Annotated in this window: 29 protein-coding genes; 12 read left to right on the top strand and 17 right to left on the bottom strand. The window is 74.7% G+C overall.

Annotation, left to right across the window (positions count from 1 at the left end; genetic code table 11):
• On the bottom strand, positions 1–511 hold a 511-nt coding region (locus LCD31_RS01065), incomplete at its 3' end, for a GntR family transcriptional regulator (RefSeq protein WP_224955493.1).
• A 141-nt stretch (positions 512–652) separates the two neighbouring features.
• Here LCD31_RS01065 and LCD31_RS01060 point away from each other — a divergent pair.
• From LCD31_RS01060 to LCD31_RS01050, 3 genes are read left to right on the top strand one after another with little or no spacing between them, the layout of a single operon-like run.
• A complete protein-coding gene (locus tag LCD31_RS01060) occupies positions 653–1,522 on the top strand; it encodes a carbon-nitrogen hydrolase family protein (protein ID WP_224955492.1) in 870 nt (289 codons plus the stop codon).
• Positions 1,523–1,533: 11 nt separating this feature from the next.
• Positions 1,534–2,895 (top strand): APC family permease, encoded by a 1,362-nt coding sequence (locus LCD31_RS01055; protein WP_224955491.1) that lies wholly within the window; start codon positions 1,534–1,536, stop codon positions 2,893–2,895.
• Between the two features lie 37 nt (positions 2,896–2,932).
• Positions 2,933–3,562, top strand: a complete 630-nt coding sequence (locus LCD31_RS01050; protein ID WP_224955490.1) for a histone deacetylase — start codon at positions 2,933–2,935, stop codon at positions 3,560–3,562.
• A 7-nt stretch (positions 3,563–3,569) separates the two neighbouring features.
• Here LCD31_RS01050 and LCD31_RS01045 read toward each other — a convergent pair whose 3' ends face one another.
• The 3 genes from LCD31_RS01045 to LCD31_RS01035 all read right to left on the bottom strand — a co-directional run bounded on the left by LCD31_RS01045 (position 3,570) and on the right by LCD31_RS01035 (position 6,335).
• On the bottom strand, positions 3,570–4,409 hold the full coding sequence (locus LCD31_RS01045; protein ID WP_224955489.1) for an isocitrate lyase/phosphoenolpyruvate mutase family protein: 840 nt from the start codon (positions 4,407–4,409) through the stop codon (positions 3,570–3,572).
• A gap of 92 nt (positions 4,410–4,501) precedes the next feature.
• Complete coding sequence (locus LCD31_RS01040; RefSeq protein WP_224955488.1) at positions 4,502–5,704, bottom strand: alpha/beta hydrolase; 1,203 nt, start codon at positions 5,702–5,704, stop codon at positions 4,502–4,504.
• 358 nt (positions 5,705–6,062) lie between these two features.
• Complete coding sequence (locus LCD31_RS01035) at positions 6,063–6,335, bottom strand: GlsB/YeaQ/YmgE family stress response membrane protein (RefSeq protein ID WP_224955487.1); 273 nt, start codon at positions 6,333–6,335, stop codon at positions 6,063–6,065.
• Positions 6,336–6,467: 132 nt separating this feature from the next.
• Here LCD31_RS01035 and LCD31_RS01030 point away from each other — a divergent pair, with 132 nt between their 5' ends.
• Entirely contained in the window at positions 6,468–7,058 is a 591-nt protein-coding gene (locus LCD31_RS01030; RefSeq protein WP_224955486.1) for a helix-turn-helix domain-containing protein, read from the top strand.
• A gap of 33 nt (positions 7,059–7,091) precedes the next feature.
• On the opposite strand, the gene LCD31_RS01025 is transcribed toward LCD31_RS01030, so the two are convergent.
• Positions 7,092–7,568: a carboxymuconolactone decarboxylase family protein gene (locus LCD31_RS01025; RefSeq protein ID WP_224955485.1), complete on the bottom strand. Its 477-nt coding sequence runs from the start codon at positions 7,566–7,568 to the stop codon at positions 7,092–7,094.
• Positions 7,569–7,654: 86 nt separating this feature from the next.
• Positions 7,655–8,509: a chitosanase gene (locus LCD31_RS01020; RefSeq protein ID WP_224955484.1), complete on the bottom strand. Its 855-nt coding sequence runs from the start codon at positions 8,507–8,509 to the stop codon at positions 7,655–7,657.
• A 356-nt stretch (positions 8,510–8,865) separates the two neighbouring features.
• On the opposite strand from LCD31_RS01020, the gene LCD31_RS01015 reads away from it, so the two are divergent.
• From LCD31_RS01015 to LCD31_RS01000, 4 genes are read left to right on the top strand one after another with little or no spacing between them, the layout of a single operon-like run.
• Complete coding sequence (locus LCD31_RS01015) at positions 8,866–10,374, top strand: ABC transporter substrate-binding protein (RefSeq protein ID WP_224955483.1); 1,509 nt, start codon at positions 8,866–8,868, stop codon at positions 10,372–10,374.
• Complete coding sequence (locus tag LCD31_RS01010) at positions 10,371–11,126, top strand: bifunctional 2-polyprenyl-6-hydroxyphenol methylase/3-demethylubiquinol 3-O-methyltransferase UbiG (protein ID WP_224955482.1); 756 nt, start codon at positions 10,371–10,373, stop codon at positions 11,124–11,126. The genes LCD31_RS01015 and LCD31_RS01010 overlap by 4 nt, the downstream gene beginning before the upstream one ends.
• A complete protein-coding gene (locus tag LCD31_RS01005; RefSeq protein ID WP_224955481.1) occupies positions 11,033–11,983 on the top strand; it encodes an ABC transporter permease in 951 nt (316 codons plus the stop codon). Before LCD31_RS01010 ends, LCD31_RS01005 begins: the two co-directional genes overlap by 94 nt.
• Positions 11,980–12,744 (top strand): ABC transporter permease, encoded by a 765-nt coding sequence (locus LCD31_RS01000; RefSeq protein ID WP_224955480.1) that lies wholly within the window; start codon positions 11,980–11,982, stop codon positions 12,742–12,744. The genes LCD31_RS01005 and LCD31_RS01000 overlap by 4 nt, the downstream gene beginning before the upstream one ends.
• Before the next feature lie 10 nt (positions 12,745–12,754).
• Here LCD31_RS01000 and LCD31_RS00995 read toward each other — a convergent pair whose 3' ends face one another.
• Positions 12,755–13,480, bottom strand: coding sequence for an enoyl-CoA hydratase (locus LCD31_RS00995; protein WP_224955479.1), 726 nt, complete (start codon positions 13,478–13,480; stop codon positions 12,755–12,757).
• A 180-nt stretch (positions 13,481–13,660) separates the two neighbouring features.
• Here LCD31_RS00995 and LCD31_RS00990 point away from each other — a divergent pair, with 180 nt between their 5' ends.
• Complete coding sequence (locus LCD31_RS00990; RefSeq protein WP_224955478.1) at positions 13,661–14,443, top strand: nuclease-related domain-containing protein; 783 nt, start codon at positions 13,661–13,663, stop codon at positions 14,441–14,443.
• On the opposite strand, the gene LCD31_RS00985 is transcribed toward LCD31_RS00990, so the two are convergent.
• The 5 genes from LCD31_RS00985 to LCD31_RS00965 form a co-directional block, all read right to left on the bottom strand.
• On the bottom strand, positions 14,440–15,630 hold the full coding sequence (locus LCD31_RS00985) for a DUF418 domain-containing protein (protein WP_224955477.1): 1,191 nt from the start codon (positions 15,628–15,630) through the stop codon (positions 14,440–14,442). The two genes, LCD31_RS00990 and LCD31_RS00985, sit on opposite strands and share 4 nt — an antisense overlap.
• 103 nt (positions 15,631–15,733) lie before the next feature.
• Complete coding sequence (locus LCD31_RS00980; RefSeq protein ID WP_224955476.1) at positions 15,734–16,558, bottom strand: SAM-dependent methyltransferase; 825 nt, start codon at positions 16,556–16,558, stop codon at positions 15,734–15,736.
• 69 nt (positions 16,559–16,627) lie between these two features.
• Positions 16,628–17,077 (bottom strand): thioesterase family protein, encoded by a 450-nt coding sequence (locus LCD31_RS00975; protein ID WP_224955475.1) that lies wholly within the window; start codon positions 17,075–17,077, stop codon positions 16,628–16,630.
• Between the two features lie 10 nt (positions 17,078–17,087).
• Entirely contained in the window at positions 17,088–17,816 is a 729-nt protein-coding gene (locus LCD31_RS00970) for a Clp protease N-terminal domain-containing protein (RefSeq protein WP_224955474.1), read from the bottom strand.
• A 32-nt stretch (positions 17,817–17,848) separates the two neighbouring features.
• A complete protein-coding gene (locus LCD31_RS00965) occupies positions 17,849–18,439 on the bottom strand; it encodes a TetR family transcriptional regulator (protein ID WP_224955473.1) in 591 nt (196 codons plus the stop codon).
• Positions 18,440–18,533: 94 nt separating this feature from the next.
• Between LCD31_RS00965 and LCD31_RS29425 the strand changes: the two genes are divergently transcribed.
• From LCD31_RS29425 to LCD31_RS00950, 3 genes are all read left to right on the top strand, one after another.
• Positions 18,534–19,007, top strand: coding sequence for a DUF4334 domain-containing protein (locus tag LCD31_RS29425; RefSeq protein WP_224955472.1), 474 nt, complete (start codon positions 18,534–18,536; stop codon positions 19,005–19,007).
• A 22-nt stretch (positions 19,008–19,029) separates the two neighbouring features.
• A complete protein-coding gene (locus tag LCD31_RS00955; protein WP_224955471.1) occupies positions 19,030–20,118 on the top strand; it encodes an NAD(P)-dependent alcohol dehydrogenase in 1,089 nt (362 codons plus the stop codon).
• A gap of 200 nt (positions 20,119–20,318) precedes the next feature.
• Positions 20,319–20,783, top strand: a complete 465-nt coding sequence (locus LCD31_RS00950) for an STAS domain-containing protein (RefSeq protein WP_224955470.1) — start codon at positions 20,319–20,321, stop codon at positions 20,781–20,783.
• 108 nt (positions 20,784–20,891) lie between these two features.
• Here the strand turns inward: LCD31_RS00950 and LCD31_RS00945 are convergent, their stop codons facing one another.
• The 5 genes from LCD31_RS00945 to LCD31_RS00925 all read right to left on the bottom strand — a co-directional run bounded on the left by LCD31_RS00945 (position 20,892) and on the right by LCD31_RS00925 (position 25,156).
• A complete protein-coding gene (locus LCD31_RS00945) occupies positions 20,892–21,257 on the bottom strand; it encodes a hypothetical protein (protein ID WP_224955469.1) in 366 nt (121 codons plus the stop codon).
• 367 nt (positions 21,258–21,624) lie between these two features.
• Complete coding sequence (locus LCD31_RS00940) at positions 21,625–22,623, bottom strand: aldo/keto reductase (RefSeq protein WP_224955468.1); 999 nt, start codon at positions 22,621–22,623, stop codon at positions 21,625–21,627.
• Positions 22,624–22,883: 260 nt separating this feature from the next.
• On the bottom strand, positions 22,884–23,789 hold the full coding sequence (locus LCD31_RS00935; RefSeq protein WP_224955467.1) for a bifunctional methylenetetrahydrofolate dehydrogenase/methenyltetrahydrofolate cyclohydrolase: 906 nt from the start codon (positions 23,787–23,789) through the stop codon (positions 22,884–22,886).
• A 171-nt stretch (positions 23,790–23,960) separates the two neighbouring features.
• A complete protein-coding gene (locus LCD31_RS00930) occupies positions 23,961–24,437 on the bottom strand; it encodes a pyridoxamine 5'-phosphate oxidase family protein (protein ID WP_224955466.1) in 477 nt (158 codons plus the stop codon).
• Positions 24,434–25,156 (bottom strand): dienelactone hydrolase family protein, encoded by a 723-nt coding sequence (locus tag LCD31_RS00925; RefSeq protein WP_224955465.1) that lies wholly within the window; start codon positions 25,154–25,156, stop codon positions 24,434–24,436. Before LCD31_RS00925 ends, LCD31_RS00930 begins: the two co-directional genes overlap by 4 nt.
• Positions 25,157–25,327: the final 171 nt, after the last annotated feature.

Below are 25,327 nucleotides of genomic sequence, written 5' to 3'. Positions count from 1 at the left end.
GGGGCAACCCCGCGGCGCGCGGGTGGAACGCCCCCCAGGCCGCGGCCCGCGCCATCCGCTCGGCGCGTGCCGGGCGGGCGGCGCGCCGGGCGGCGGCGGCGGCGCGCGCCGCCAGGTGGGCGAGGCCGCACTCCAGCACCAGCCGCTGGTCGACCAGCCGGTGGACCTCGTCGGCAGCGGCCCGGTAGCCGTCGGTCTCGCGGACGGCGCTGCGGGCCGGTTCCGCCACGACGCGGGTACCACCGCCCCGGCCCGGTCGCCGTTCCAGCACGCCGTCCCGGCCCAGCGCGACCAGCGCCCGCCGCACCGTGATCTGGGACACGTCGAGGGCGGCGGCGATCGCGGCGTTGCCCGGCAGCCACTCCCCCGGCGCGAGCAGCCCGAGGTCGACGGCGAGGGAGATCCGGGCGCGCACCGTGTCCACGGCGGACAGCCTGCGGATTCCGGACAGCGCGGGCGAGGCCAGCGCCGCGCCGGGATCCGCGGTCTCGTCCGGGTCAGAACTCGCCATGAACCACAGCGTAATCGCACGTCAAGCACAAAGTGGTCACATTGAGCACTCTTGCCCGCGGGGCGGGGGCTGACCTATTTTCTTCCAGTCGTCCCGGCCACCGTCCATCGGCGCCGCTCCGCCACCCGGAAACGAGATCCGATGCCCCGACCACTGCCGCTCGCGCTGGCGCAGGAACCGCCGCTGCCCGCGACCGCGCCCCCGGACGAGTTCACCGCCCAGGTCGAGGCGCTGCTCGCCGAGCACCCCGGGACCCGGCTGGTGGCCTACCCGGAGCTGCACCTGTGCGGCGTCACCGGCCCGGACCGCGACGCGGAGCTCGCCGACGCCGCCGAACCGCTGCACGGCCCCCGCACCCGGCGGCTCGCCGAGCTCGCCGGGGACCTCGGCGTGTGGCTCGCGCCCGGCACCGTCTGCGAACGCGGCGAGGGCGGGGAACTGTTCAACACGGCGCTGGTGTTCTCGCCCGCGGGCGAACTGGTCTCCTGGTACCGCAAGGTCTTCCCGTGGCGGCCCTACGAGCCCTACGACCCCGGCGACCGGTTCGTCGTGTTCGACGCCCCCGGGATCGGCCGGATCGGGTTCAGCATCTGCTACGACGCCTGGTTCCCCGAAGTGGCGCGGCACCTGGCGTGGATGGGCGCCGAACTCGTGCTCAACCCGGTGCAGACCACCACCCCGGACCGGGCGCAGGAACTGGTGCTGGCCCGGGCGAACGCCATCACCAACCAGGTCTTCGTGGCGAGCGTCAACGCCGCCGCCCCCGTCGGCACCGGCGACGGCCTGCTCGTCGGCCCGGAAGGGCAGGTGCTCGCGCACGCCGAAGGCAGCGCCTCCGGCGCGCTCGCCGCGACGGTCGACCTGGACGAGGTGCGGCGGGTGCGGACCGAGGGCACCGCGGGCCTCAACCGCGTCTGGGACCAGTTCACCGCCGACGACTCCCCCGTCGCGCTGCCGCTCTACGACGGCCGCATCGACCCGCACCGCTGGCACCCCGCGGCGCACGACTAGGAGCAACGCACATGCCCGGAAACGCACCGGTCCTGAACCGGTCGCTGCGACTGCACTCGGTCGTGCTGTTCGGCGTCGCCTACATGGCGCCGATGATCGTGCTCGGCACCTTCGGCGTCGTCGCCGAGGAGACCAGCGGATCGGTGCCGACCGCGTACCTGCTGGCGATGGTGGCGATGCTGTTCACCGCGCACAGCTACGGGAAGATGGCCGCCGCCTTCCCGGTCGCCGGGTCCGCCTACACCTACGCCCGGCGCACGCTCGACTCCCGCGCCGGGTTCCTGGTGGGCTGGGTGGTGCTGCTGGACTACTTCTTCCTGCCGATGGTGATCTGGCTGCTCGGCGCCACCTACCTGCGCGCGCAGTTCCCGGACGTGCCGTTCTGGCTGTGGATCGTGCTGTTCATCGCCGCCACCACGGCGCTGAACGTGCTGGGGATCAAAGTCGCGGACAAGACGAACTCGGTGCTGATGTCGTTCCAGGTGCTGGTGATCGCGATCTTCGTGGTGCTGTCGCTGCGGCACGTGTTCACCACCACCGGGGCAGGCGCGCTGCTGGGCGCGGAACCGTTCCTGAACCCGAGCACCACCGCGGCGGGCGTGTCGGCGGGAGCCGCGCTGGCCGCGTACTCGTTCCTCGGGTTCGACGCCGTCACCACGCTCACCGAGGAGACGTTGGAACCGCGGCGCACCATGCCGCGCGCGATCCTGCTCATCACGCTGATCGGCGGCGGCATCTTCGTCGTCGTATCCTGGGCGACGCAGCTGGCGCACCCCGGTGCCGCGTTCGCCGATCCGGACTCCGCGGTGTTCGAGATCGCCCGCACCATCGCGGGGGACGCGGTCGCCGCGCTGCTGCTAGCCGGGTTGATCGTCGCCCAGTTCGCCTCGGGGCTCGCCGCGCAGGCCGGGGCGGCGCGGCTGCTGTTCGCGATGGGCCGGGACGACGTGCTGCCGCGCAGGCTGTTCGGCCGGGTGCACCCGAAGTTCCGGACGCCCGCGGTGAACATCGCGCTGACCGGCGCGATCGGGCTGATCGCCATGTTCCTCGACGTGTCCACGTCCACCTCGTTCATCAACTTCGGCGCGTTCGTCGCGTTCACCTCGGTGAACCTGAGCGTGATCGGGCTGTTCGTGCGGCGGCGCAAGGCCGGCGAGGCGCCGTCCCCGTGGACGTTCCTGCTGCTGCCCGCGATCGGCGCGCTGATCGACCTGTGGCTGCTGGTGAACCTGGACCCGGCGGCGCTGCTGCTCGGCGGCTGCTGGCTGGTGCTCGGCGTCGGCTACCTCGCCTACCGCACCCGCCTGTTCCGCGATCCGCCGCCCGAGATGCAGCCGGAGGACCCGTCCCCCGCGCCCGCCGGAGCGTCCTGACGACTGCCGGTCGCCGAGGTGCCGGGATCATGGGGTGATGGGCTTCGACTCCGCACCCGAGCTGGTCTGGTACGCGAGCTACGGCTCGAACATGCACGCCGACCGGTTCCGGCACTACCTGGAAGGCGGCACGCCGCCGGGTGGCCGCCGCGCCTGCCCGGGGTGCCGCGATCCGCGCCCGCCGCGGCGCACCACCGGGCACCGGGTGCCGGGCGGCGTGTACTTCGCCACCGAGTCGCGGGTGTGGGGCGGCGGCCGCGCGTTCCTCGATCCGGAGCTGCCCGGTTCGGCGGCGTTGCGCGCCTACCTGGTGACGCCTGGGCAGTTCGCGGACGTCGTGGCCCAGGAGATGTACCGGGAGCCGGGCGGCGACCTGGATCTGCGAGAGGTGCTGCGCACCGGGCGGCAGGTGCTCGGACCGGGCCGCTACGAGACGCTGCTGCACGTCGGCGAGCGGGACGGGCACCCGGTGCTGACCTTCACCGCGCCGTGGTCCGCGGCGGAGGTGCCGCTGCTGGCGCCGTCGGCGGAGTACCTGCGGATGCTGCTCGGCGGGCTGCGCGCCGGTCAGGGCTGGGATGTGCGCACCGCGGCCGAGCACCTGGCGCGACTGCCCGGCGCCCGCGGGGCCTGGAGCGCGGCGGACATCGCCCGGCTCGCCGGATGACCTTGCACTAGCCGCGCTCGAAGAGCTCCGCCAGGTCGGCGCCGGAGAGCACCCCGGCCGTGTCGGGGAACGTGCCGGACGCGATCTCCCGGGACTCGTGCACCAGGGCGCTCAGCGCGGCGCGGGCCAACGTGGAACCGAGGCTGATCCGCCGCACCCCGAGCTCCGCCAGCTCGGCCACCGACAGCGCGCGGGCCGCACCGACCGCGAGCACGTTCACCGGTGCCGTGACGGCGGAGCACACGGCGCGGATCGCCTCGGCGTCCGGCAGCGCCGGCGCGTACAGCACGTCGGCCCCGGCCTCCTCGTAGGCCCGCAACCGGCGGATCGTGTCGGCCAGGTCGGCGCGGCCGTGCAGGAAGTTCTCGGCGCGGGCGGTGAGGGTGAACGGGAACGGCAGCTCCCGCGCCGCTTCCGCGGCCGCCGCGATCCGCTCGACCGCCTGGTCGAGCTCGTAGATCGGGTCGTCGGCGCGCCCGGTGGCGTCCTCGACGGATCCGCCGACGGCACCGGCGAGCGCTGCCGCCCGCACCGCGTCGGCGGCATCGCGCGGCTCGTCGCCGTAGCCGTTCTCCAGGTCCGCGGAGACGGGCAGCCCGGTGGCCTCGGCGATCTCGCGCACGTTGTCCACCGCCTCGTCCAAGCCCACCTGGCGGGCCGCGTCGCGACGGCCCAACCGGCTCGCGAGCCCACCGCTGGTGGTGCCCAGCGCGGGGTAGCCGAGCCCGGCCAGGATCCGCGCGGTGCCCGCGTCCCACGGGTTGGGGAGCACGAACGCCCCCGGTCCGCGGTGCAGCTCGGCGAAGGTGGTGGCGCGGCGGTGCTGTTCAGCGGCGGTGAGTTCCACGGGCGTCCTCTGCGTCGGCTTTCCGGTCCGCCGCATTCTCACCCGCCACCCCGACAGCGCCGGGGACCGATGCTGCCGGTGGCGGAGCCGGTTCACCGCAACGGAGCGTGCTCGTCCAGGAAGCGCAGCAGTTCCGCGCGGCTCACCGCGCCACCGATGCTGTGGAAGTCGGCGTCGAAGGCGTGCTCGCCGAACGGGAACGCCGCGTACACCACCTGGTCGCCCGCCGCGCGCAGCCGCTCGGCGAAGCCGTGCACCCGGTCCTCGAAGATCAGGTGGTCGGAGGAACCGGTGACCAGCAAGGTCGGCATCAGCCCCGGCCGCACCCGGTCCAGCGCCGAGGCGTACTCGTAGCGCTGCGGGTACCGCTCCGGGGAGCCGCCGAGGTAGCTGATCGCCACCCGCCGCGCGTACCCGGCGACCCCGTTGTCGTCGTAGGCGCCCGCGAGGTCCACGGCCGGGTAGAAACCGGCCACGGCGATCGGCGGCGCGGGCGGCGCACCCCCGCAGCTGCTCACCGCGTCGTGGTCGGCCAGCGCGTAGCCGGCGTTGATGCTGAGGCTGCCCCCGGCGGATCCGCCCGCCAGCACCACGCGGGACGGGTCGACGCCGAGTTCGCCGGCGTGCCCGGTGACCCAGTTCAGCGCGCACACCACGTCCGAGGTCGCGTCGCGCCAGCGCACCGGCGGCGCCAGCCGGTAGTCGATGGAGATCACCGGGTAGCCGTGGTCGGCGAGGTTCCGGTAGAGGGCGCGCTGCTCGTAGCGGCTGCCCGTGATGAACCCGCCCCCGTGCACCCACAGCACGGCGGGCCGGTCGGTCCCCGGAGTCGGCGGGGACCAGATCGAGGCCCGCAGCGGGGTCCCGCCCACCTCGGCGTACACCTCGGTGCGGTCCGGTGGTGCGGCGGGCGTGCCGGTGCCGATGAGCTCGGCGGGGCCGAGGTCCGCCCCGCGGTCGTGCGCGAAGGACAGCTGCGCGCCCAGCACCACCAGCGACCCGAGCAGCGCGAACGCGCCGCCACCGCCGAGGGCCGTCGCCCCGCGCCGCGACCCGCACCGCCGGGCGAGCACCGCGAGCAGGCAGCACAGCAGCCCCAGCAGCACGAACCGCAGCGCCCACTGGCCGACGTACCGCGAACCGAGCGCGCCCGCCACCGGCACCGCGGGGACGAGGGCGCCGAGCACGAGCAGCGCCAGGACCAGCGCGCACGCGATCAGCGGCAGCACCGCGGCCTTGGCGAGCTGCGCGGCGGAATCGGGCCGGGCGGAGAGCGGTCCGGGCTCAGCAGGCATGCCACACGTCTACCGGGCGCGCCGCGGCGTCGCCCGTTGGGGCGACATCAGGCGGTACGCGGCCGGTCCGACGAGCCGGTGCCACGAGCTCGACCCACCCGCCAACCGGCCGCGGGGGGGGCGGCGGGGGGGGGGGGGGGGCCCCCCCCCCCCCCCCGGGGGGGCGGGGGGGGGGGGGGGGGGGGGGGCCCGGCCGCGGGGGGTAGCCCACAAAACACATGGCCGCCCCGGGGGGGGGCCCCCCCCGGCGGCCCGGGGGCGGGCCCCCCCCCCGGGCCCCCCCCCCCCCCCCCCCCCCCCCCCGGCCCGGGGGGGGGGCGCCGGGGCGCGGGCCGGAACGACCCGCGCGACCGGTGCGTCAGTCGTGCTGCTTGCTCTTGCGGCCCGTGACCTTGTTGTACACGATCAAAACGATGATCGCGCCGATGACGGAGCCGATCCAGCCGAGGGGCTGGAACCCGCGGAGGCCGAAGGTCAACGCCCCGAGCAAGAAGCCGCCCACGACGGACCCCACGATGCCGAGCACGATCGTCCGCAGCACCCCGATGTCGTCCTTGCCGGGCACGACCGCCCTGGCGATGAACCCGGCGATCAGGCCGAGCACGATCCAGCCGATGATGTTGCCGATCATCGCTTCCTCCTTCTGTAGGTGCCCCTCCCGAGCGGTGACCCTACTTGGCCGAGGTGGTCCGGGCCGAGCCTGCGCACGGGTGTGTTCGGCCGCCGCGTTGACAACTCCCGTTGCCGATCCTGCAATGGCGGGATGACCGAAACCCCGTCCGCGGAGCTGGACGCGACGCTGGCCCAGGTGGGTCCGCGGCTGCGGGCGCTGCGCAAGCGCGGCCGCCTGACGCTGGCCGCGCTGTCCGAGACCACCGGCATCTCGGTGAGCACGCTGTCCCGGCTCGAATCCGGCAGCCGCCGCCCCAGCCTCGAACTGCTGCTGCCGTTGGCGAAGGCGCACCAGGTGCAGCTGGACGAGCTGGTCGGCGCGCCCGCCACCGGGGATCCGCGGATCCACCCGAAGCCGATCGTGCGCCACGGCCGGACCTTCATCCCCCTGACCAGGCGTCCCGGCGGCGTCCAGGGGTTCAAGATGATCATTCCGGGCGGGCCGCGCGCCGAACCGGACCCGCAGACCCACGAGGGCTACGAGTGGTTCTACGTGCTCAACGGCAAGGTGCGGTTGGTGCTGGGCGACCAGGACCTGACCTTGCGGGCCGGGGAGGCCGCCGAGTTCGACACCCGGGTGCCGCACTGGTTCGGCCCCGCCACCGGCGACCCGGTGGAGCTGCTGGTGCTGTTCGGGCCGCAGGGCGAGCGGATGCACGTGAAGTCGAGACCGGTCGCGTGACGCCGCCGCCCGGGACCGAGCGGCGGCGCACGATCAGTGCGAGCCCGGGGTGTGGTGCCCGGGGACGTTGCGGCTGGTGACCGCGAACCGGTTCCACGCGTTGATCACGGTGATGGCGGCGATGAGGTGCGCCAGCTCGGTCTCGTCGAACTGCGCGGCGGCCCGCGCGTACACCTCGTCGGGCACGAAGCCGTCGGTGAGCACGGTGATCGCCTCGGTGAGCTCGATCGCGGCGATCTCCCGCGCGGTGTAGAAGTGCCGCGATTCCTCCCACGCCGAGAGCTGGATGATCCGCTGCACCGACTCGCCCGCGGCCAGCGCGTCCTTGCTGTGCATGTCCAGGCAGAACGCGCAGTGGTTGAGCTGCGAGGCGCGGATCTTGACCAGTTCCAGCAGCGTCGGGTCGAGGCCCTTCCGGGCCGCGGCGTCGAGCCGGAGCATGCTCTTGTAGACGTCGGGGACGAGTTCGGCCAGGTTCAGCCGGGGGGTGTGCTCGGGTTCGTAGGACATGCCTCCGACGCTAGTGCCGCGACGCCCCGCGCTCCTGGTCCGGTTCGCGCCCGATCGGCTGGTCCGGTGGCCGCCGGGGCCGGTCCTCACTCCTCGATGCTGAAGTCCTGGCCGTAGACGGCCCAGTGCAGCGGCGTGGTCAGCGCCAGGTTGCCCTCGTCGAGGAAGCGGCGCTGCGCGGTGTCGACGCGGCTGGTGTCGCTGTGCGCCTCCTCCTCGTTCATCGCCTCCACGCGGGCGTCCAGGAACGCGTGCAGGTACGCGGTCTCGTCGCCGCCGTCGGACGGCGGGGTCGCGCGGTCCAGGGCGGCCTGGCGGATGGCGCCGAAGCTCGGCCAGTCCTGGCCGGGGCCGTGCATCACGATCGCGTCGTAGTAGGCGAACTGGCCGAGCGCGCCGAGCCCGTCCTCCTTCGCCTGCCGCACGGCCGGGTCGAAGTACACTCGGTCGCGCTCGGATTCCTGCGCCTGCTGGAAGTCGGGGTCCTCCGCGGCCTCCGCCCAGGCGTCGGTGAACCCGGGGTCGAGCCCTTCGTGCGAGTCGGTGCCGTCGACCGCGCGCAGCGCGGGCAGGTACTCGGCCAGCGGGTTGTCCGGCTTCGCCGCGGTGTAGGCCTCGACGAGTGCGAGCATGTCACCGGTGCCGGAGCAGAAGCCGATGATCCCGGCGGTGTAGCCGCGGCCGTCGCCGATGTCCTCGATGTAGCCGAACTGGGCGCGCCAGTCCAGCGAGGAGTTCTCCGCGCTCGACACCAGCTGCATCGCGATGTCCTTGGTGCGCGGGTCGGCGAGGTCGCCGTCGGCGGCGGGCGCGGCCCGCAGCACCGCGGGAGCGGTCGCCGGGGCCGCCGACAGCGCGGGCAGCGCGGTGGCGCCCAGGGCGCCCGCGGCGACACCGGTGGCGACCAGCAGCCGGAGCAGCGGCTTCGCGGTGGTGGCCATGTCCTCGGCTCCTTCTCGGGGTTCGGTGCCGGTGAGCGTCGGGGGGCTCACCGGCACCGATGAGCCAACCGGGACCTGCCGAGGGGGTCAAGCCGCGGACGCCGGCGGGAGCGGGCGCGCACCCCCGCTGCCCTGGTCAGGACCGCGGAGGCACCGGACAAGTGGGAATTTCCCCCGATCCCGGGCGCGACCGCACGTGGCGGCGGCTCGGCCGGTCGCCGAGTTCCGCTCCACCGCGCGGAGCAGTCCTCCCCCGGCGCACCGGGAGGCGGAGAACACGTTCGGGCCGCCCGGCGTGGTTCCGGCGCCGTTGTCCGTGCAAAGATCCGCAGCGGTCTGTTGCAAGGAGCTTGCTGTTGCGAAGTGCTGGTGGATTCCTGGTGCTCGGGCTCGCGCTGCTGCTGGGCGGGTGCGGTTTCACCGGAGGCGGCGCGGACGAGGACGCGCTGGAGGTGGCGGTGACGATCCCGCCCCGGGCGGCCTGGTCGCCCGCCTCCGACGACGCGCTGCTGCTGCAGCGCCTCGGCGTCACCGAAACCCTCGTGCACGCCGGAGCCGACGGCGGCGCCCGCCCCGGGCTCGCGGAGAGCTGGCAGCGCACCGCGCCGACCGAGTGGCGGTTCACCCTCGCCGCGGGCCTGCGCTTCCAGTCCGGTGAGCGGGTGCCCGCGCAGGCCGCCGCCGACTCGATCGAACGCGTCGTGCACGCCCCCGCGCCGCCGCGCGCGCTGAACGGCACCGTCGAACGCGCCACCGCGCTCGACGAGCGCACCCTGGCGGTCCGCACCACCGGCCCCGACCCGATCCTGCCGCAGCGGCTGGGCGCCGCGAACGCCGCCGTGCTCGCGCCCGCCGCGCTCCGTCCCGACGGCTCGGTCGATCCGGCGAAGGGCGTGGGCACCGGCCCGTTCGAGATCACCGCCGTCGACGGCGACCGGAGCGCGCAGCTGCGCCGCTACGACGGCCACCGCGGCGGACCGGCGAAGCTCGCCCGCGTCGAGGTGCGCTTCGTCCCCGACGCCTCCGCCCGGGTCAACGGGCTGCGCAGCGGCGAGTTCGACCTGATCGACAAGGTGCCGGTCGCGCAGCTCGGCGAGATCCGCGCCGACCCGGCACTGCGGGCCGACGCGGTGGACCTGCCGCGCACCACGGCGCTGCACCTGAACACCGCGGGCGGCCCGTTCGCGGATCCGCGGCTGCGCGCCGCCGCCCGCGCCGCCATCGACCGGGCCGGACTGGTCAGCGGGGTGTTGCAAGGCCAGGGCGTCGCCGCGAGCCGCTACTTCGGCCCCGCCGTGCCGTGGAGCTCCCAGCACCCGCCGCCCGCGCCCGACCCGGCCGCCGCGCGCCGGGCGGTCACCGAGGTCGGCGGCGGCGCGCCGATCCCGATCACCATCGGCACCTACCCGGACCGGCCCGAGCTGCCCGCGCTGACCACCGTCGTCGCCGACGAGCTCGGCCGCGCCGGGTTCGCGGTGCGGATCGTGCAGGAGCCCGCCGGGAGCATCGAGCCGCGCATCCTGTCCGGGGAGCTCGACGCCGCGGTGTACTCGCGCAACCAGCTCGTCGACGTGCCCGACGCCGCCGCCCACCTGGCCAGCGACTTCAGCTGCCGCGGCGGGTTCGGCCTGGACCACTTCTGCGCGCCCGAGCTGGACGCGCTGCTCGCCGAACTGCCCGCGATCAGCGATCCGGCGCGGCGCGCCGAGGTGTTCCGCCGCGCCGACGACCTGCTCGCCGAACGGATCGCCGGCATCCCGCTGGTGCACGAGCAGCAGCGCTTCGCCTACCGGGACGCGGTGCGCGGGGTGCCCGCCGACCCGCTGGAACGGGAATTCCTCACCAAGGAGGTCGAGCTCGGATGAGCGCGCCGATCGTCGACTACTGGAACGACCGCGCCCGCCGCGGCTACGACCAGCAGCCCGGGCAGGACCCGGCGCTGGACCGGTGGGCGAAGCGGGTCTGCCCGCTCGTCGCCGAGGCCGTCGGGCCGGGCGCCCGGGTGCTGGATTCCGGCTGCGGCACCGGGTTCCTGGCCCGCATCCTCGCCGCCGACGGGCACCGCGTCACCGGGCAGGACGCCTCCCCGGGCATGCTCGCGGTCGCCGCCGAACGCGCCGCCGCCGACGGGCTCGCCATCGACTGGCTCACCGGCGTCGCCGAGGAACCGCCCGCCAGGCCGTTCGACGTGGTGGTGACCCGCAACGTGCTGTGGACGCTGCCGGAACCGCAGCGCGCCGTCGACGCGTGGGTGCGGGTGCTGCGCCCCGGCGGGCTGCTGCTGGTCAGCGACGGCCGGTGGGACGCGGCCTCGGTCGGCGACGACGCGACCGAGGAGCGGTTCAGCTCGTCCTACTCGGACGCGGCGCCGGAACTGCCGATGGGCGTGGACTTCGCGGGCTGCGCCGACCTCGTCGAGCGCGCCGGGTTCGTCGACCGCACCGACCGCACGGCGCTGTTCGACGGCGCGCCCTACCCGAGCGCCCCCGGGTTCTTCCTGCTGTCCGCCCGCGCCCCGCGGCGGTGGCCGGCGGTCGCGGCCTGCTGCTGCGGCTGGCCGTGGCGCCGGTCGTGGCGATGCTGGTCGTGCTGGTCGCGGTGCTGCTGCCGGAGCTGACCGGGGTCGACGCGGCCCGCACCGTGCTCGCCGCCCGCTACGCCGACGCCGACCCGGATCCGGCGCTGCTGGCGGGGATCCGCGCCGAACTGGGCCTGGACCTGCCGCTGCCGCAGCGGATCGCGGCGCGGTTCGGCGCGCTGCTCGGCGGCGACCCGGGCACCTCGTGGGTGTCCGGCGAACCGGTCGCGGCGCTGGTCGGGCCCGCGCTGCGGGTGTCGGTGGGCATCATGCTCGGCGCCGCGGTCCTCTCGTTCCTGGTCGGCCACCTGGCGGGGTTGGTGGCCGCGCGCCGGCCCGGTTCGGTGCTGGACCGGGCGATCTCGGGGCTGGTGCGGGTGTTCTCGGCGGTGCCGGAGTTCGCGCTCGCGCCGCTGCTGGTGCTGGTGTTCGCGGTCGGGCTGCACGCGCTGCCCAGTTCGGGCTGGCGCGGGCCGGAGTACGCGGTGCTGCCGCTGCTGTCGCTGGTCCCGTCGCTGGCGGTGCCGATCGCGGCCGTCACCCGGGAGCAGGTGGTGGCGCTGCGGCGGGAGAACTTCGCGGTCGCCGCCCGGGCCCGCGGGCTCGGCGAGACCCGGATCTGGGCGGTGCACCTGGCGCGGCCCGCGCTGCCCGCGGCGTTGTCGCTGCTCACCTACAACGCGGCCGGGGCGATCTCCGGCACCACCGCCATCGAGGTCGTCTTCGACATCCCCGGGCTGGGCAGCACCGTGGTGGAGGCGGTGCGGGCGCAGGACGTGCCGGTCGTGCAGGCCGGTCTGGTGGTGGCGGCGCTGGCCGCGCTGGCCGTCGGCGCGGTCGGCGACCTGCTCGGGCTGGCCGCCGAACCCCGCGCGCGGCGGGAGGCCCGGACGTGAGGGCCCGGCGCCGGGCCGCGCTCGTCGCCGCCGGGATCGGCGTGCTGGTGCTGGGCGTCGGGCTGACCGGCGATCCGCTGGCCACGGACATGGGCGCGGTGCTGCGGGCGCCGTCGCTCGCGCATCCGCTGGGCACCGACGAGCTCGGGCGGGACGTGCTGGCGCGGCTGGCGCACGGCGCGCTGCTCACCCTCGGCACCGCCGGGTCCGCGCTGGTCGTGGCGGTGCTGGTGGGCCTGTTCGCCGGGTGCGCGACCGGGTGGAGCTCCTCGCCGGTGGCCGCGCTGGTGCGGGCCGGGGTGGACGTGGCCACCGCGCTGCCGCCGCTGATCGTGGCGCTGGTGACGACGCTGGTCGCGGGGCCGGGCACGGCGGCGTTGCTGCTGGCGCTGGCCGGGGTGAGCTGGTTGCCGTTCGCGCGGCAGGCCGATGCGATGACCGCGCAGCTGCGGACCCGGAACTGGGTGCTGGCGCACCGGGCGCTGGGCGCGAGCCGGCTGCTGATCTGGCGGCGGTCGCTGCTGCCGTTCCTGGCTCCGGCGGCGGGGGCGCTGGCCGCGGTGCGGCTGCCCGCGCTGGTGAACACGGTGGCGGCGCTGGGTTTCCTCGGCCTCGGGCCACCGCCGCCGCGGCCGGAGTGGGGCGCGATGATCGCCGAATCGGTGGACCACCTGGGCACCGCCCCGTGGCTGCTGGCGGCGCCGGTGCTCGCCCTGGTGGCGGTGCAGACGATCGTGGCCGCCCTGGCCGCGGAGCGCTAGCGGGCGCTGCTCACCGGCCGTGGAAGCGGGGCGCGCGGCGTTCGGCGCGGCCCCCCCTCGCCTCGGCGGCGTCCTCGCTCGCCCAGCAGGCGTCGTAGGCCCGTTCCAGGTCGGCGTCCGGCACCTCGGTGTCGAGGGAGTTCAGCGCGAGCTTCGCGTAGCGCAGCGACAGCGGAGCCAGCTCGGCGATCTCCCGCGCCCAGCTCACCGCGTCCGCGTGCGACCCGATCCGGTCCACCAGACCGCGCTCGTGGGCGGTGGTGGCGGCGAGGCGTTCCCCGGCGAGCAGCAGCGCGCGGGCGGGCCCGCCACCGGCGAGCAGCGACAGCCGCCGCACGGTCCACGGGTCCACGGCGAGGCCGTTGCGCGCGGTGGGCACCGCGAAGTAGGCCTCGAGGCCGGCGACCCGGAGGTCGGCGGCGAGCGAGAGCTGCGCGCCGGCGCCGACGGCGGGCCCGTTGATCGCGGCGAGCACCGGCACCGGCGCATCGAGCACGGACCGCAGCGCGGTGTAGAGCGCGTCCCGGAACTCGTCGCCGTACACGCCGTCCAGGTCGGCGCCCGCGCAGAACGTGCTGCCCTCGCCGGTGAGCACGAGCGCCCGGGCGCCCTGCTCGACCTGCTCGGCGACGGCGGCGGCGAGCCCGCGGCAGTGCTCCAGGTCGAGGGCGTTGCGCCGTTCGTGCCGGTCGAGCGCGATCAGCCCGACCGTCCCGTCCCACCCGGTGCTGATCATCGCGCGCGTCCTCCCCGAAGCGGTGGTCCTGGCACCGGCCAGTGCACCACTCCCGCTCCGCGGACGGTCCCCTCCCCGCACCAGATCACACCCGCCCGCTCCCCCGGTGGGCCGTGCCCCGCGGGACTGCGCGGCGGGACCAGCTCAGGGGGTGCGGACCGCGGGCAGTACGGTTCCGGGGTGCGCGTCGAGGTGCTCTCCGATCATCCGCGGTCCGAGGCCCGCCGGACCGAACAGGCCGCGCGGGAGCGGCACGCCCGCTACGAGCAGGAGGTGGCGCGGACGCGGGAGCGCCACGCCCGCCGCCGCTGGTGGCAGGTCTGGAAGCTGCCGGCCCAGTGGCGGGAACTGCGGCGGCTGCGGGAGCTGCGCCCCACCGACGATGCGGCGGTCCAGAACCGGCTCGCCCAGCAGGAAGCGGGCATCGAGGCGGAGGACGCGGTGGCCACCGCGCTGGAACGCCTCTCCGACGACTGGGTCCTGTTCCGCGGCTACCGCAACCGACGCGGCGAGGTGGACCACCTGGTGGTCGGCCCCGGCGGGGTGTGGGCGGTCGAGGTGAAGAACCACTCGGGCCGGGTGCACGCCGACGGCGATTCCTGGCGCTCGGAGGTGTTCGACCGCTACGGCAACCACGTGGAGGACCGCACCCTCGCGGACCGCAGCGGCCGCAGCTGGGGCCGCCAGGTCCGCGACGTGTCGAAGGCGCTCGCCGACTTCCTGCGCCAGCGGGGCCGCCAGGTGCTGGTGCGGCCGGTGCTGGTGGTGGTGAACCCGCGCGCGGAGATCGGTTCGGTGCGGCGCAGCGGGCTGGCGCTGGTCACCGCGAGCCTCGACGAGCTGGTGCGCACCCTGCGGCAGGCACCACCGACGCTCGGCCCGGCGTCCGCGGAGGAGGTGGCGCGGCTGGTGCGCCGCGATCACGCGTTCCACGAGAAGCGCCGGGCCCAGCGCGACGGCTAGCGACCGATCCGGGCGGCGGGCTCCGCCGAGACCAGGTGCAGCACCCGTTCCAGCGGCCCGCGCCCGAGCAGCGCCCGCCACACCACGGCGAAGACCACGACGATCGCGGTCAGCAGCAGCCACGTCAGGTGCGGCGCGGTCTGCTGCATCGCCATCAGGCCGTCCGTCCCGATGGCGGCCAGCAGCACGATGTGCCCGGCGTAGGCGGTGAGCGCGAGCGCACCCACGGCCGCGATCGGCGCCAGCACCCGTGCCCGCTCCACGAACATGCACAGGCCGATGACCAGCAACGCCGCCCCGGTGGCCCCGACGACCTCGAACGGGCTGCCGCTGTGCGCGCCCGCCGAGAGCAGCATGACCGGGCTGCCCGTCGGGACCGCACCGAAACCCCTGCTCAGCAGCACGTCCACCAGCTCCGGCGGCAGCGCGTCGCCGTAGGACGCCAGCACCTGCTCGCGGCCGCCGAACACGTTCATCGCCAGCCACGACCCGCCGTAGCCGGCCAGTGCCAAGCCGGCCCCGAGCAGCGCGACCGGTCCGCGCGCGGCGCGCAGGTCGATCCGGCCCAGCGCCATCCCGGCCAGCACGAACGGCAGCCAGGTCAGCACCGGGTAGCCGCCGTCCAGCAGCACGTGCTGGAACGCGGCAGCCGCCCCCGACCAGGACGTGAAGTCGCCGAGGTGCGGGATCGCACCGAATTCGCCCGCGGGCGGCATCGCGTCCCGGATCAGGTAGGACGCCAGCGGGGCCGCGATCGCCAGCACCCCGGCCAGCACGCCCAGCGTCCTGGCGCGCAACCGCAGCAGCGGCAGGGCCAGCAGGAACAGCACGCCGTACGAGGTGAGGATCACCATCACCGGCGCGTCGAGCATGCTCAGCACCAGTCCCAGCCCGAACAGCACGACCGCGCGCACCGCGATCCGCACCGCCACCTGCCGCCGCCGGACGCCCTCCACCGGCGCCGTCCCGCCGCTGAGCAGGGCGATCGACAGCCCGGCCAGCACCGCGAACAGGGCGGCGGACCGGCCGGACACCAGTCCGAACAGCCAGCTCTGCGGTGGCCCGGTGTGCGCGACGAACATGCCGAGCACGGCGAGCCCCCGCGCGATGTCCACTCCGATCAGCCGCCCGGTCCCGGGCCGGCTGATCCGTTCCGTCTTCTGGGATGAAATTTCTGTCGTGCTCACCCGATCATGCTCGCCGGGCGGAGGCGGTCGCCGAATCGTCCTCCAGGCCACCGCGCCTACGACTTCGGGCCGACGATGGGCTCCGAGGCCTTGCCTGATCGGTCTACGCGGGGTCCCCGATGCGCGCCAGGCCCGCGCGGTACACGATCCGTTCCGGCGGCAGCTGCGGTTCCGCTTCGGGGCGCCAGTGCGAGGGCGCGACGACGCCCGGCGGCACGAGTTCCATGCCGGCGAACAACCGGCCGATCTGCTCGGGCGACCGCCAGTAGCTGGGCGGGTTCACGTCCCGGTACAGCTCGGCGATGCGGGCGGCGGTCTCCGGCGCCAGCCACTGCGCGGTGGAGTGCGAGACGGCGAGGTAGCTGCCGGGGACGAGTTGGGCGACGTAGCGGCGCACGAGCTCGGCGACCTCGGCGTCGTCCTCGATGAAGTTGAGCACCGACACCATCAGCAGGCCCACGGGGCGGCTGAAGTCGAGCAGCCTGGTCTCCCCGGCCCGCTCGAACACGGTCTCCGGGTCCCGCAGGTCGGCGTCGACGATCTCGACCTGCTTCACGTCGGTGATCAGCTGCCGGGCGTGCGCGACCGTCACCGGCTCGTTGTCGACGTAGACGACGCGGACGGCCGGGTCGAGCCGGTGCGCGATGTCGTGCACGTTGCCCGCGGTCGGGATGCCGGAACCGAGGTCGAGGAACTGGTCGATGCCCTGGTCGACGAGGTACCGCACGACGCGGCCGAGGAAGCCCCGGTTGGCGCGGATCGAGGGCACCACGTCGGGGTTGGCGGCGAGGACCCGGTCCGCGGCCTCCCGATCCGCTTCGAAGTTGGTGGATCCGCCGAGGTAGTAGTCGTACATGCGGGCCGAGTTGGGGCGCCGCAGGTCGATGCCCTCGGTGTCGGCGGGACGTTCTCCCGGCCACCGGTCCATGGACCCACCTCCGACTCACCCGCACCGGAGTCGCCGGCGGCGGTCGGCCGCGACGGTCCGGCCGCGGTTTCAGCTACCGAGCGACCGCAGTCCGGCGAGCGCCGTCCTGATGCGCTCGGGCACGCGGACCGGGCGTCGCGTCTCCCGGTCGACGTACACGTGCACGAACCGGCCCACCGAGGCCGGCCCCTCGGCTCCCCCGCCGAAGACGGCGAGGCGGTACACGACACTGGTATTGCCCACCCGCTCCAGGCCCACACCCACTTCGACGTCCTCGGGGAAGCCGAGCTCGGCGAGGTAGCGGCAGTTGGTCTCGACGACGAGCCCGATCTCGGGGAAGTCGCGGATGTCGGCACCGGTGGCGCGGATCAGCCAGCCGTTGACCGCGGTGTCGAACCAGGAGTAGTGCACGACGTTGTTGACGTGGCCGTAGACGTCGTTGTCCGCCCACCTGGTGGTGATGGGCCACAGCACGGTGAAGTCGCCGCGGCGGGGAAGTCCTTCGGCGGGTTCGGCCATGCCGCGCAGCCTACTCGTCGGTAACGGCGGGCTGCTCCGGCCGGTCGGCGACCTCGGCGCGCACGCGTTCCTCGATCTCGGGCTTGCGCAGCCCGAGGGCGGTGAGCACGCCAGCGCCGCCCTCGTGCTCCAGCAGGGCCAGCAGCAGGTGTCCGGTGCCGACGTGCTGGTGGCCGAGGCGCAGCGCCTCCCGGAAGGTCAGTTCCAGCGCCTTCTTGGCGCCCGCGTCGAACGGGATCAGGGCCGGGACGTCGGCGCCGCCGGGCGGCAGCGGCGCGGTGGCGGCGCGGCGCAGCGCTTCCGGGGTGACGCCGTCGGCGGCCAGCACCCGGGCGGCGGTCGCGTCGGGCGCGGCGAGCAGGCCGAGCAGCAGGTGCTCGGTGCGGATCTCGACGTGCCCCGCGGCGTGCGCCTCGTTCTGCGCGGCGACGACGGCGCTGCGCGCGGGGCCGGTGAACCGGCTGAAGCCCTGCTCCGGGGAGAGGTCGGGGCCTTTGAAGCGCTTCTGCGCGGCCTGCTTGGTGACGCCCATGCCGACGCCGATGTCCTTCCAGGACGCGCCGGAGCGGCGGGCCTGGTCGACGAAGTGGCCGATGAGGTGGTCGGAGATCTCGCCGAGGTGGTCGGCGGTGAGGACGGCGGCGGAGAGCCGGTCGAGCGCGTCGGTGTGCACGTTGGTGATCGCCGCGATCAGGTCGTCGAGCCGGACGGGCGGGGACAGCTGGAGGGGTTCACTCATGCGTCAACCCTAGGTTGACCGAACGGCAATCGTCAACCTCCAGTTGACGGCGGCTCGGCGATCCGCTGCGCGGCCACCACCGCGGCCCGCCGGATCCCCGCGGCGTCCCGGCCGCGCGCCCCGCCGTCCAGCTTCCCGATCGCCAGCGCGGACAGCGCCATCGACCGCGCGATGCCCAGCAGCACGATCAGCAGGTCCGCCGGGTGCCAGGACGGGTCGACGTGCCCCTCGGCCTGGCCGCGCCGGATCTCGTCGATCTTCGGCCGCAGCGCGGTGAGCCGCAGGTCGTCGGCGCCCAGCCGCTCCGGTTCGTCCAGGTCGATCCATGCCTGCAACCGGGCGCTCTGCGGGTGGTCCAGGTAGTGGTCGAACAGCCGGCCCACGTAGCCCGGGACGTCCTCGCCGCGCAGCGCCGTGCGCTCGTCGATCTCGGCGACCCAGCGGCGCACGACCGCCTCGAACAGCACCTGCTTACCGGGGAAGTACGCGTAGAGCCGGTCCTTGCTGGCCCGCGCGTCGGCGGCGATGCGGTTGATCCGGGCGCCCGCCACGCCGTGGCGGGCGAACTCGGCGGTGGCGGCGATGAGGATCCGCTCCCGGGTGGCGTGTCCGGCTGCTCGCATCGGGTGAGGCTACCTTGCCGAACCGTTCGGTTCGGGAGTACGTTCGGCCGCCGAACCAACCGGTTCGCGAACGCGCAGCCCGCAGGGAGCCCACGTGCACCTCGACCAAGCCCGCGCCCGCTTCGCCGAACTCCGGCGGCAGGAATCCGGCGTCTCCCCCGACGAACTCGACGAGATCTGGGCGGCGCTGCCCACCGTCGCCGCCGCGGACGTGCTGGGCGCGTGGCGCGGCGCGGACTTCGCCACCGGGCACCGCCTCTCCCGGCAGCTGGTCGCCGCGCGCTGGCACGGCAAGACCTTCCGCTCGGCGCTGGACGCGAAACCGCTCATCTGCCGCGACGAATCCGGCGAGCTGTTCTCCGACGTCCGGCTCGGCGGCGGGGAGGCCACGCTGTGGAACGTCGAGTTCCGCGGCGAGGTGACCGCGACGATGGTCTACGACGGGCGCCCCGTGCTCGACCACTTCAAGCAGGTCGGCCCCGCCACCCTGATGGGGATCATGAACGGCAGGCCGGAGCAGGTGCTCGACGACGGCCGCCACTACTACTTCCTGCTCGAACGCGACTGACCCCGGCAGCGCAGGAGATCCCGTGCAGATCACCGCGGCGGTCGCCCCGGAACCGGGCGCCGAGTTCGTGCTGGAGACCGTCGAGCTCGACGAGCCGCGCGCCGACGAGATCCTGGTCCGCGTCACCGCCTCCGGCCTGTGCCACACGGACCTGATCACCAAGGACGATCCGCGCCGGCGCGAACCGGTCGTGCTCGGCCACGAGAGCACCGGGACCGTCGAGCGGGTCGGCGCCGAGGTCACCGGCATCCGGCCGGGCGACCGGGTGGCGCTGAGCTACCGCAGCTGCGGCGCGTGCCGCCGGTGCGCGGCGGGCGACCGGGCCTACTGCGCGCGGGCGCGGCGGCTCAACGGATCCGGCAGGCGGCCCGACGGATCCCCCACCCTGACCTGGCGCGGCGCACCGCTCGGCGGCTCGTTCTTCGGGCAGTCCGGTTTCGCCACCCACGCGCTGGCGACCGCGGACAACGCGGTGGTGCTGGCGGACGCGGTGGACCCGCTGGTGGCGGCGCCGCTGGGCTGCGGGTTCCAGACCGGGGCCGGGGCGGTGCTCAACGTGCTGCGGCCCGCACCCGAGGACTCCCTGGTGGTCTTCGGCGCCGGCGGCGTGGGCCTGGCCGCGCTGCTGGCCGCCCGAGCGGCCGGGGTGCGCAGCACGATCGCCGTGGACGTGCTGCCCGAACGCCGCGCGCTGGCGCTGCGGCTCGGTGCCGGTGCGGCGCTGGACCCGGGTGCGGACGACGTGGTCGCGCGGGTGCGGGAACTCACCGGCGGCGGCGCCACGCATGCGCTGGAGGCGACCGGGCTGGCCCCGGTGTTCGAGCAGGCGCTGGCCGCGCTGGGCGCCACCGGAGCGCTGGCCGTGGTCGGGCTCGGCGCGGCGTCGGCCCGGCTGGACCTGCGCGACCTGCTGCACCGGGGCAAGACCGTGCGCGGCTGCGTCGAAGGCGACGCGGTGCCGCAGCGGTTCATTCCGGAGCTGCTGGCGCTGCACGCGGCCGGGCGGTTCCCGGTGGCCGAGCTCGTCACCGCCTACGCCTTCGCGGACATCAACCGGGCCGTCGCCGACCAGCGCGCGGGACGGGTGCTCAAACCGGTGCTCACCTGGTGACCCGGTCCGGCTTCACCGCGGCGCCGCAACGGGTTCCGCGCCCGGACCGCGCGTCCCGGTTCCGCCCCCGGGTTGCACCGGCAGGTAGCGTGGGAATCGGTTGAGCCCACAGCCGCGACAAGTTTTTCGCCACCGAGGGCGTGCGCTCGGCCGTCACCGCCCGCTGCTGCCGTTCGCTCTCGGTTTCCCCAGGAGGCGGCATGCCTGTGACTCCCGCACGCACCACCACCACCGACGCGCCGACGCTGGACGTCCCGGTCGGCGCCGGCCCCGGCATCCCGGACCGACGCCCGCCCGAGGCCTCCCCACCGCGGCGTGCCGGGGGTGGGGCGCTGGAGCTGGAGCTGCACCGCCCCGACCCGCGCACGATCCTGCTCTCCGCCCGCGGCGAGATCGACGCGGGCAGCGCGGGGCGGCTGCGCGAACTGCTGTGGCACCGGCTCTCGTCGTGCACCGGGACCGTGGTGCTGGACCTGGCCGCGATCACCTTCGTCGACACGGCCTGCCTGCACCTGCTGGACCAGTGCCAGCGCCGGGCCGACCAGCACGACATCTCGTTCCGGGTGGTGCTCGACGAGCGCGGCCTGCTGGACCGGCTGCTGGAGCTGGCGGACGCGCGGGTGCGGTTCCTGACCTTCGCGGACCTGCCGAGCGCGCTGCGCTGACGTCGGGGCCGCTCAACCAGCCCGGTCGAGCAGGCGGCCGGTCGAGCCGGCGGCTCGGCGTAGCAGGTGGCCGGCCGGGTGGCCTGGTGGGGCAGGCCGCCCGGTCGGTCAAGCCGCCCAGTCGATGCCGATCGGCCCGTCGGAGACCAGCAGGAATTCGCAGCCCTCGGCGGGATCGGCTTCCTCCGGTCCGTACACGTGCCCGGCCCGGACGCCGCGCACCGAGCCCGCGCGGACCCAGCCCTCGTCGCCGAACCGCAGCGCGCCCTTGACCAGGTGGTAGGTCGTGTTGAACGGGTGGCTGTGCTCGGGCGCGGCGTAGCCGGGCGGGAACCAGGCGTAGAAGACGTTCGGCGCGAGGATCTTCACCTGGGCGGCCTGGTCGCCGCCGGGCAGGTGCGGGTCCTCGTACGGAACCCACGGTTCCTCGTCGAGGACCTTCGCCCACACGGCAGGGGCGTCGTCGATGCTCATCGTGGTGGATCTCCAGTCGGGAACCGGGTCGGCACGCTTCGTTCGACGGACAGTGTGCCCCGCCGCGACCACCGGAGATCCACCCACCCCAGGGGCGTTTTTCGGAATATACCTGCGGTTTTATGCCTCGGCCGAGATCATCTCATCACCGGAACGGGGCTCGCGGACGGCACCGATTCACGGTCCACATAGGACCACGGCGCCGATATCCGCCGCACGTTCCCGGTATTCCGCGATCAGTCCACAATGGCCACCGCGAACTCCCTGCGAAACTCCGCCCCCGAACCGGTGAACCACGTTCCACCGACGGGCGGAACCGCCGTACCGGCGGGTGGCCGCCGCGCCGGACGACCACCCGCGGGCACGATCAGCGGCCGAGACCGCCGCGCAGGTTCGCGGTGTACCGCTCCCCCGCCGTAGAACCGGGCGGGAAGATCTCGGACAGCTCGGCGACCACCTCGGCGGGCAGCACCAGCCGGGCCGCCTCCAGGTTCGCGTCGAGGTTCGCCGCGCGCCGCGTCCCCGGGATCGGCACCACGTCCTCGCCCTGGGCGATCAGCCAGCCCAGCGCCAGCGCGGCCGGGGTGGTGCCGAGCTCCTCGGCGCGGGCGCGCAACCGGTCCACCCTGGACAGGTTCTGCTCCAGCGCGTCCGCGGCGAACCGCGGGTAGCGCGCCTGCCTGCCCTCCAGGTTCTCCACGTCGGCGGCGCTGCGGATGGACCCGCCGAGCACGCCGCGCCCCAGCGGTGAGTACGCCACCAGGCCCACGCCCAGCTCCCGCGCGGCGGGCAGCAGTTCCGCCTCCACGTCCCGGGTGAACAGCGAGTACTCCTCCTGCGTGACGGCGATCGGATGCACCGAGTGCGCCCGCCGCAGCGTGTCCGCGGAGACCTCGGAGATCCCGATGTGCCCGACCTTGCCCTGCTGCACCGCCTCCGCGATCGCGCCGACGCTGTCCTCGATCGGAGTGGACGGGTCCACCCGGTGCAGGTAGTACAGGTCGATCCGGTCGGTACCGAGCCGCTTCAGGCTGGAGTCGATCGCCTGGTGGATCCGCTCCGGGCGCCCCAGCCCTTCGCCGCCGCCCGCGCCGGTCTTGGTGGCCAGCACCACCCGGTCCCGCAGCCCGCCGGACAGCGCCCGGCCGATCAGCTGCTCGTTGTGCCCGTTCCCGTAGACGTCGGCGGTGTCGATCAGCGTGATCCCGGCCTCGACGAGGTGGTGGATGAGCCGTTCGGACTCCGCGTCGTCGGCCGCGCCGTACACCCCGGACAGCCCCATCGCCCCGTACCCGAGGGCACTGACCGCGGGACCGCCCGCGCCGAGCCGGTGCTGCGGGATGTCGTCTCGTCGAGCCACAGTCATCAGTCGGTGACCTTCCTCGTCGCCGTCGTCGGCGCCCGCTGCGCGGACACCCGTTCGTCCGGCGCAACGACGCGACGGCCCCGACCGTTCCCGCTCGGCCCGATGTTCCCGGATCGTGGGCCCCGCCGGGCCGGCGGCGCCCCCGCCAGGCGGGAGTCCGCCACCTGCCGGATCGGCTGCCCGCCGGCGGGCCACGCACCTGCCTGAGACCACCGGGCGCGCGGGCCGCTCAGCCGGGCCCGTAGCGGCGTCCGCCGAGGTCAGCTGTGCCAGTTGCGGTAGAGCCGCACCGCGTTGCGCAGCGCCATCGTCACCGTCATCGGGCCGATGCGCGGGACGAACACCCCGGCCGCGTCCACGACGTCCTCGTCGTAGTTCTTCAACGTGGAGAAGTTGATGCAGGTCGCGCCCGGCTTGATCTCGGCGGCGCGCACCACGGGGAACTCGCGGGACGGCACCCCGGTCACCACCACGTCCGCCTCGGCGAGGGCGGTGGCGCGGTCCACCCCGGTCGGCCGGACCTGGAAAGCGCCCTCCTCCCGCGCGGGCAGGTAGGACAGCGGGCCGTCGATGTCGAACGAGGTGACCTCGGCGCCGTCGTTGGCCATCATCGCCGCCAGCGGCTGGCCCACGATCTCGCTGCGGTTGAACACGCAGGCCTTCAGCCCGGCCAGCGGCTGCGCGGCACCGGCGCGGGTGATCCCGGCCTGCTCGACGAGCTTGAGCACCGCGAGCGGGGTGCACGGCAGCACGGCGCGCTTGGTGCGCTCGGCGTCGATGTAGCGGCGGTTCTCGTAGAGGCAGCGGCTCCAGAAGGAGTGCAGGCCCTCCACGTCCTTGCGCGGGTCGACGAGCTCGCGCAACCAGCGGTCCTGCGCCAGCCCCATGATCGGGTAGTACAGGAAGATGCCGTGCACGCCCGGGTCGCTGCCCGCCTCGTGCACCGCGCGCTCGACCTCGCCCGCGGGCAGCACCCGCTGGTCGAAGCGGATCCCGACGCTCTCGCAGCCGCGCCGGGTGTACTCGGCGTAGGTCTGGGTGGGGCCGTCCCCTTCGACGCGGAAACCGGTCAGCGTCAGCGGTTCCGGCAGCGCGGCCACCTCGGCGCGGATCTCCGCGCGGAAGGTGTCGGCGAGGGCACTGGGATTGAGGAGTCGAGCGGCCACGGGTAGTTCTCTAGCACAGCGGCCGGTGCTCGGCGACGCCGCCCCGGAGCGGCCCGCAGGGCGCTGACCTCCTGTTCCACCGATCTTCCTGGTGCCGCGGGCGGCATCGGCGGGCGGTGGTGTGTCGGATGTCAACCGCCGGAAGCGCGAGATCGGGTGGTGCGCGCGGGGTCAGCGGAGCTCGGCGAGCTTCCGGAAGTCCCAGCTGCTGATCTTCGTCGGCGTGACGCGCAGCCAGCCGTGCCTGCCATCGTGGATCATCTCGTCGCCGCCGAGGTACTTGCGGGCGAACAGCGGCTCGATCTCGGCGAGGGCCGGTTCGGGTTCGCCGGTGCGCGGCGCCTCGCCGACGACCTCGGCGGTGCCGCTGATCTCCACGCCGCGCAGCTGCTGGTACTCGGTGCCCGCGTCGACGACGACGCTGATCCGCGGATCGCGCCGCAGGTCCGCCCAGCGCTTGCTGCGGGTGAGGGAGTTCAGCCACAGCGCGGAACCGTCCCAGCCGAACCAGAGCGGCGTGGCGTGCGGTCCGTCGGGCCCGATGGTCGCGACCCGGCAGGTGCGTTCGGCGGCGAGGAACGCGTCGAGCTCCTCGCGGCTCATGGCGATGCGGCGGCCGCGCTTCTGCGGCCGGAGTTCGTCGGTCATCCCCGCTCCCCTTCCGGTCCCAAGTGCTCCGCGAAGAACGACAGGACCCGGCGCCACGCGTCCTCGTCGGCTTCCCGGTCGTAGCCGATGCCGGCGACCCGCAGCAGCGGGCCGAACGGGCCGACCTTCAGCTTGTTGGCGAAACCGTGCCCGGCGTCGGGGTACTCCTCGACGTCGTGCGGCACGCCGAGCTCGGTGAGGTGCGATTCGAGCAGGTCCGCCGCGCCCCGGAGCGCGCGGTCCTTCCCGCCGAAGCTGGCCACGACGGGGCAGGCGCCGTCGAGCACGGACCGGTCGTGCGGGACCTGCCCGTAGTAGGGCGCGGCGGCGTCGAACCCGCGCGGCGCGGCGAGCAGCGCGAAGCCACCGCCCATGCAGAAGCCGACGACGCCGACCTTCCCGGTGCAGTCCTCGCGGTCGGCGAGCGCGCGCCGGGCGGCTTCGACGTCCTCGAAGGCCTGGCCGCTGCCGGTGCTGAGCTGGCGGAAGACGGTGCGCACGCAGCGCGCGAACCCGCCGCGGGTGTAGAGGTCGGGTGCGATGGCGAGGTAGCCCTCGGCGGCGAACCGGTCGGTGATGGCCCGCGCGTCCTCGGTCATGCCGAACGCGTCGTGCACCACGACCACACCGGGCCACGGTGGTGCCCCGGAGATCGAGGGGTAGGGCGCCGCGAGGTGGGCGCGGAGGTCGCCGTCCGAGGTGGGCACGGTCGTGGTCACGGGATCGAACCTAACTCCTCGTCGCGGTGCTGTCACTCGTCCGCCCGCCCCGGGCAGGTGTGGGGGGGGGGGGGGGGGGGGGGGGGGCGCGCCGCCCCAAAAGCTATTACACTGGTGCAGACACACGGGGCGCGCGGCGGGGGGGGGGGGGGGGGGGGGGGGGGGGGCGGC

It is taken from the genome of Saccharopolyspora sp. 6M (genome assembly GCF_020176775.1).
GTDB classification, from domain to species: Bacteria; Actinomycetota; Actinomycetes; order Mycobacteriales; family Pseudonocardiaceae; genus Saccharopolyspora_C; species Saccharopolyspora_C gregorii.
This window is presented reverse-complemented; position numbering and strand designations above follow the sequence as displayed.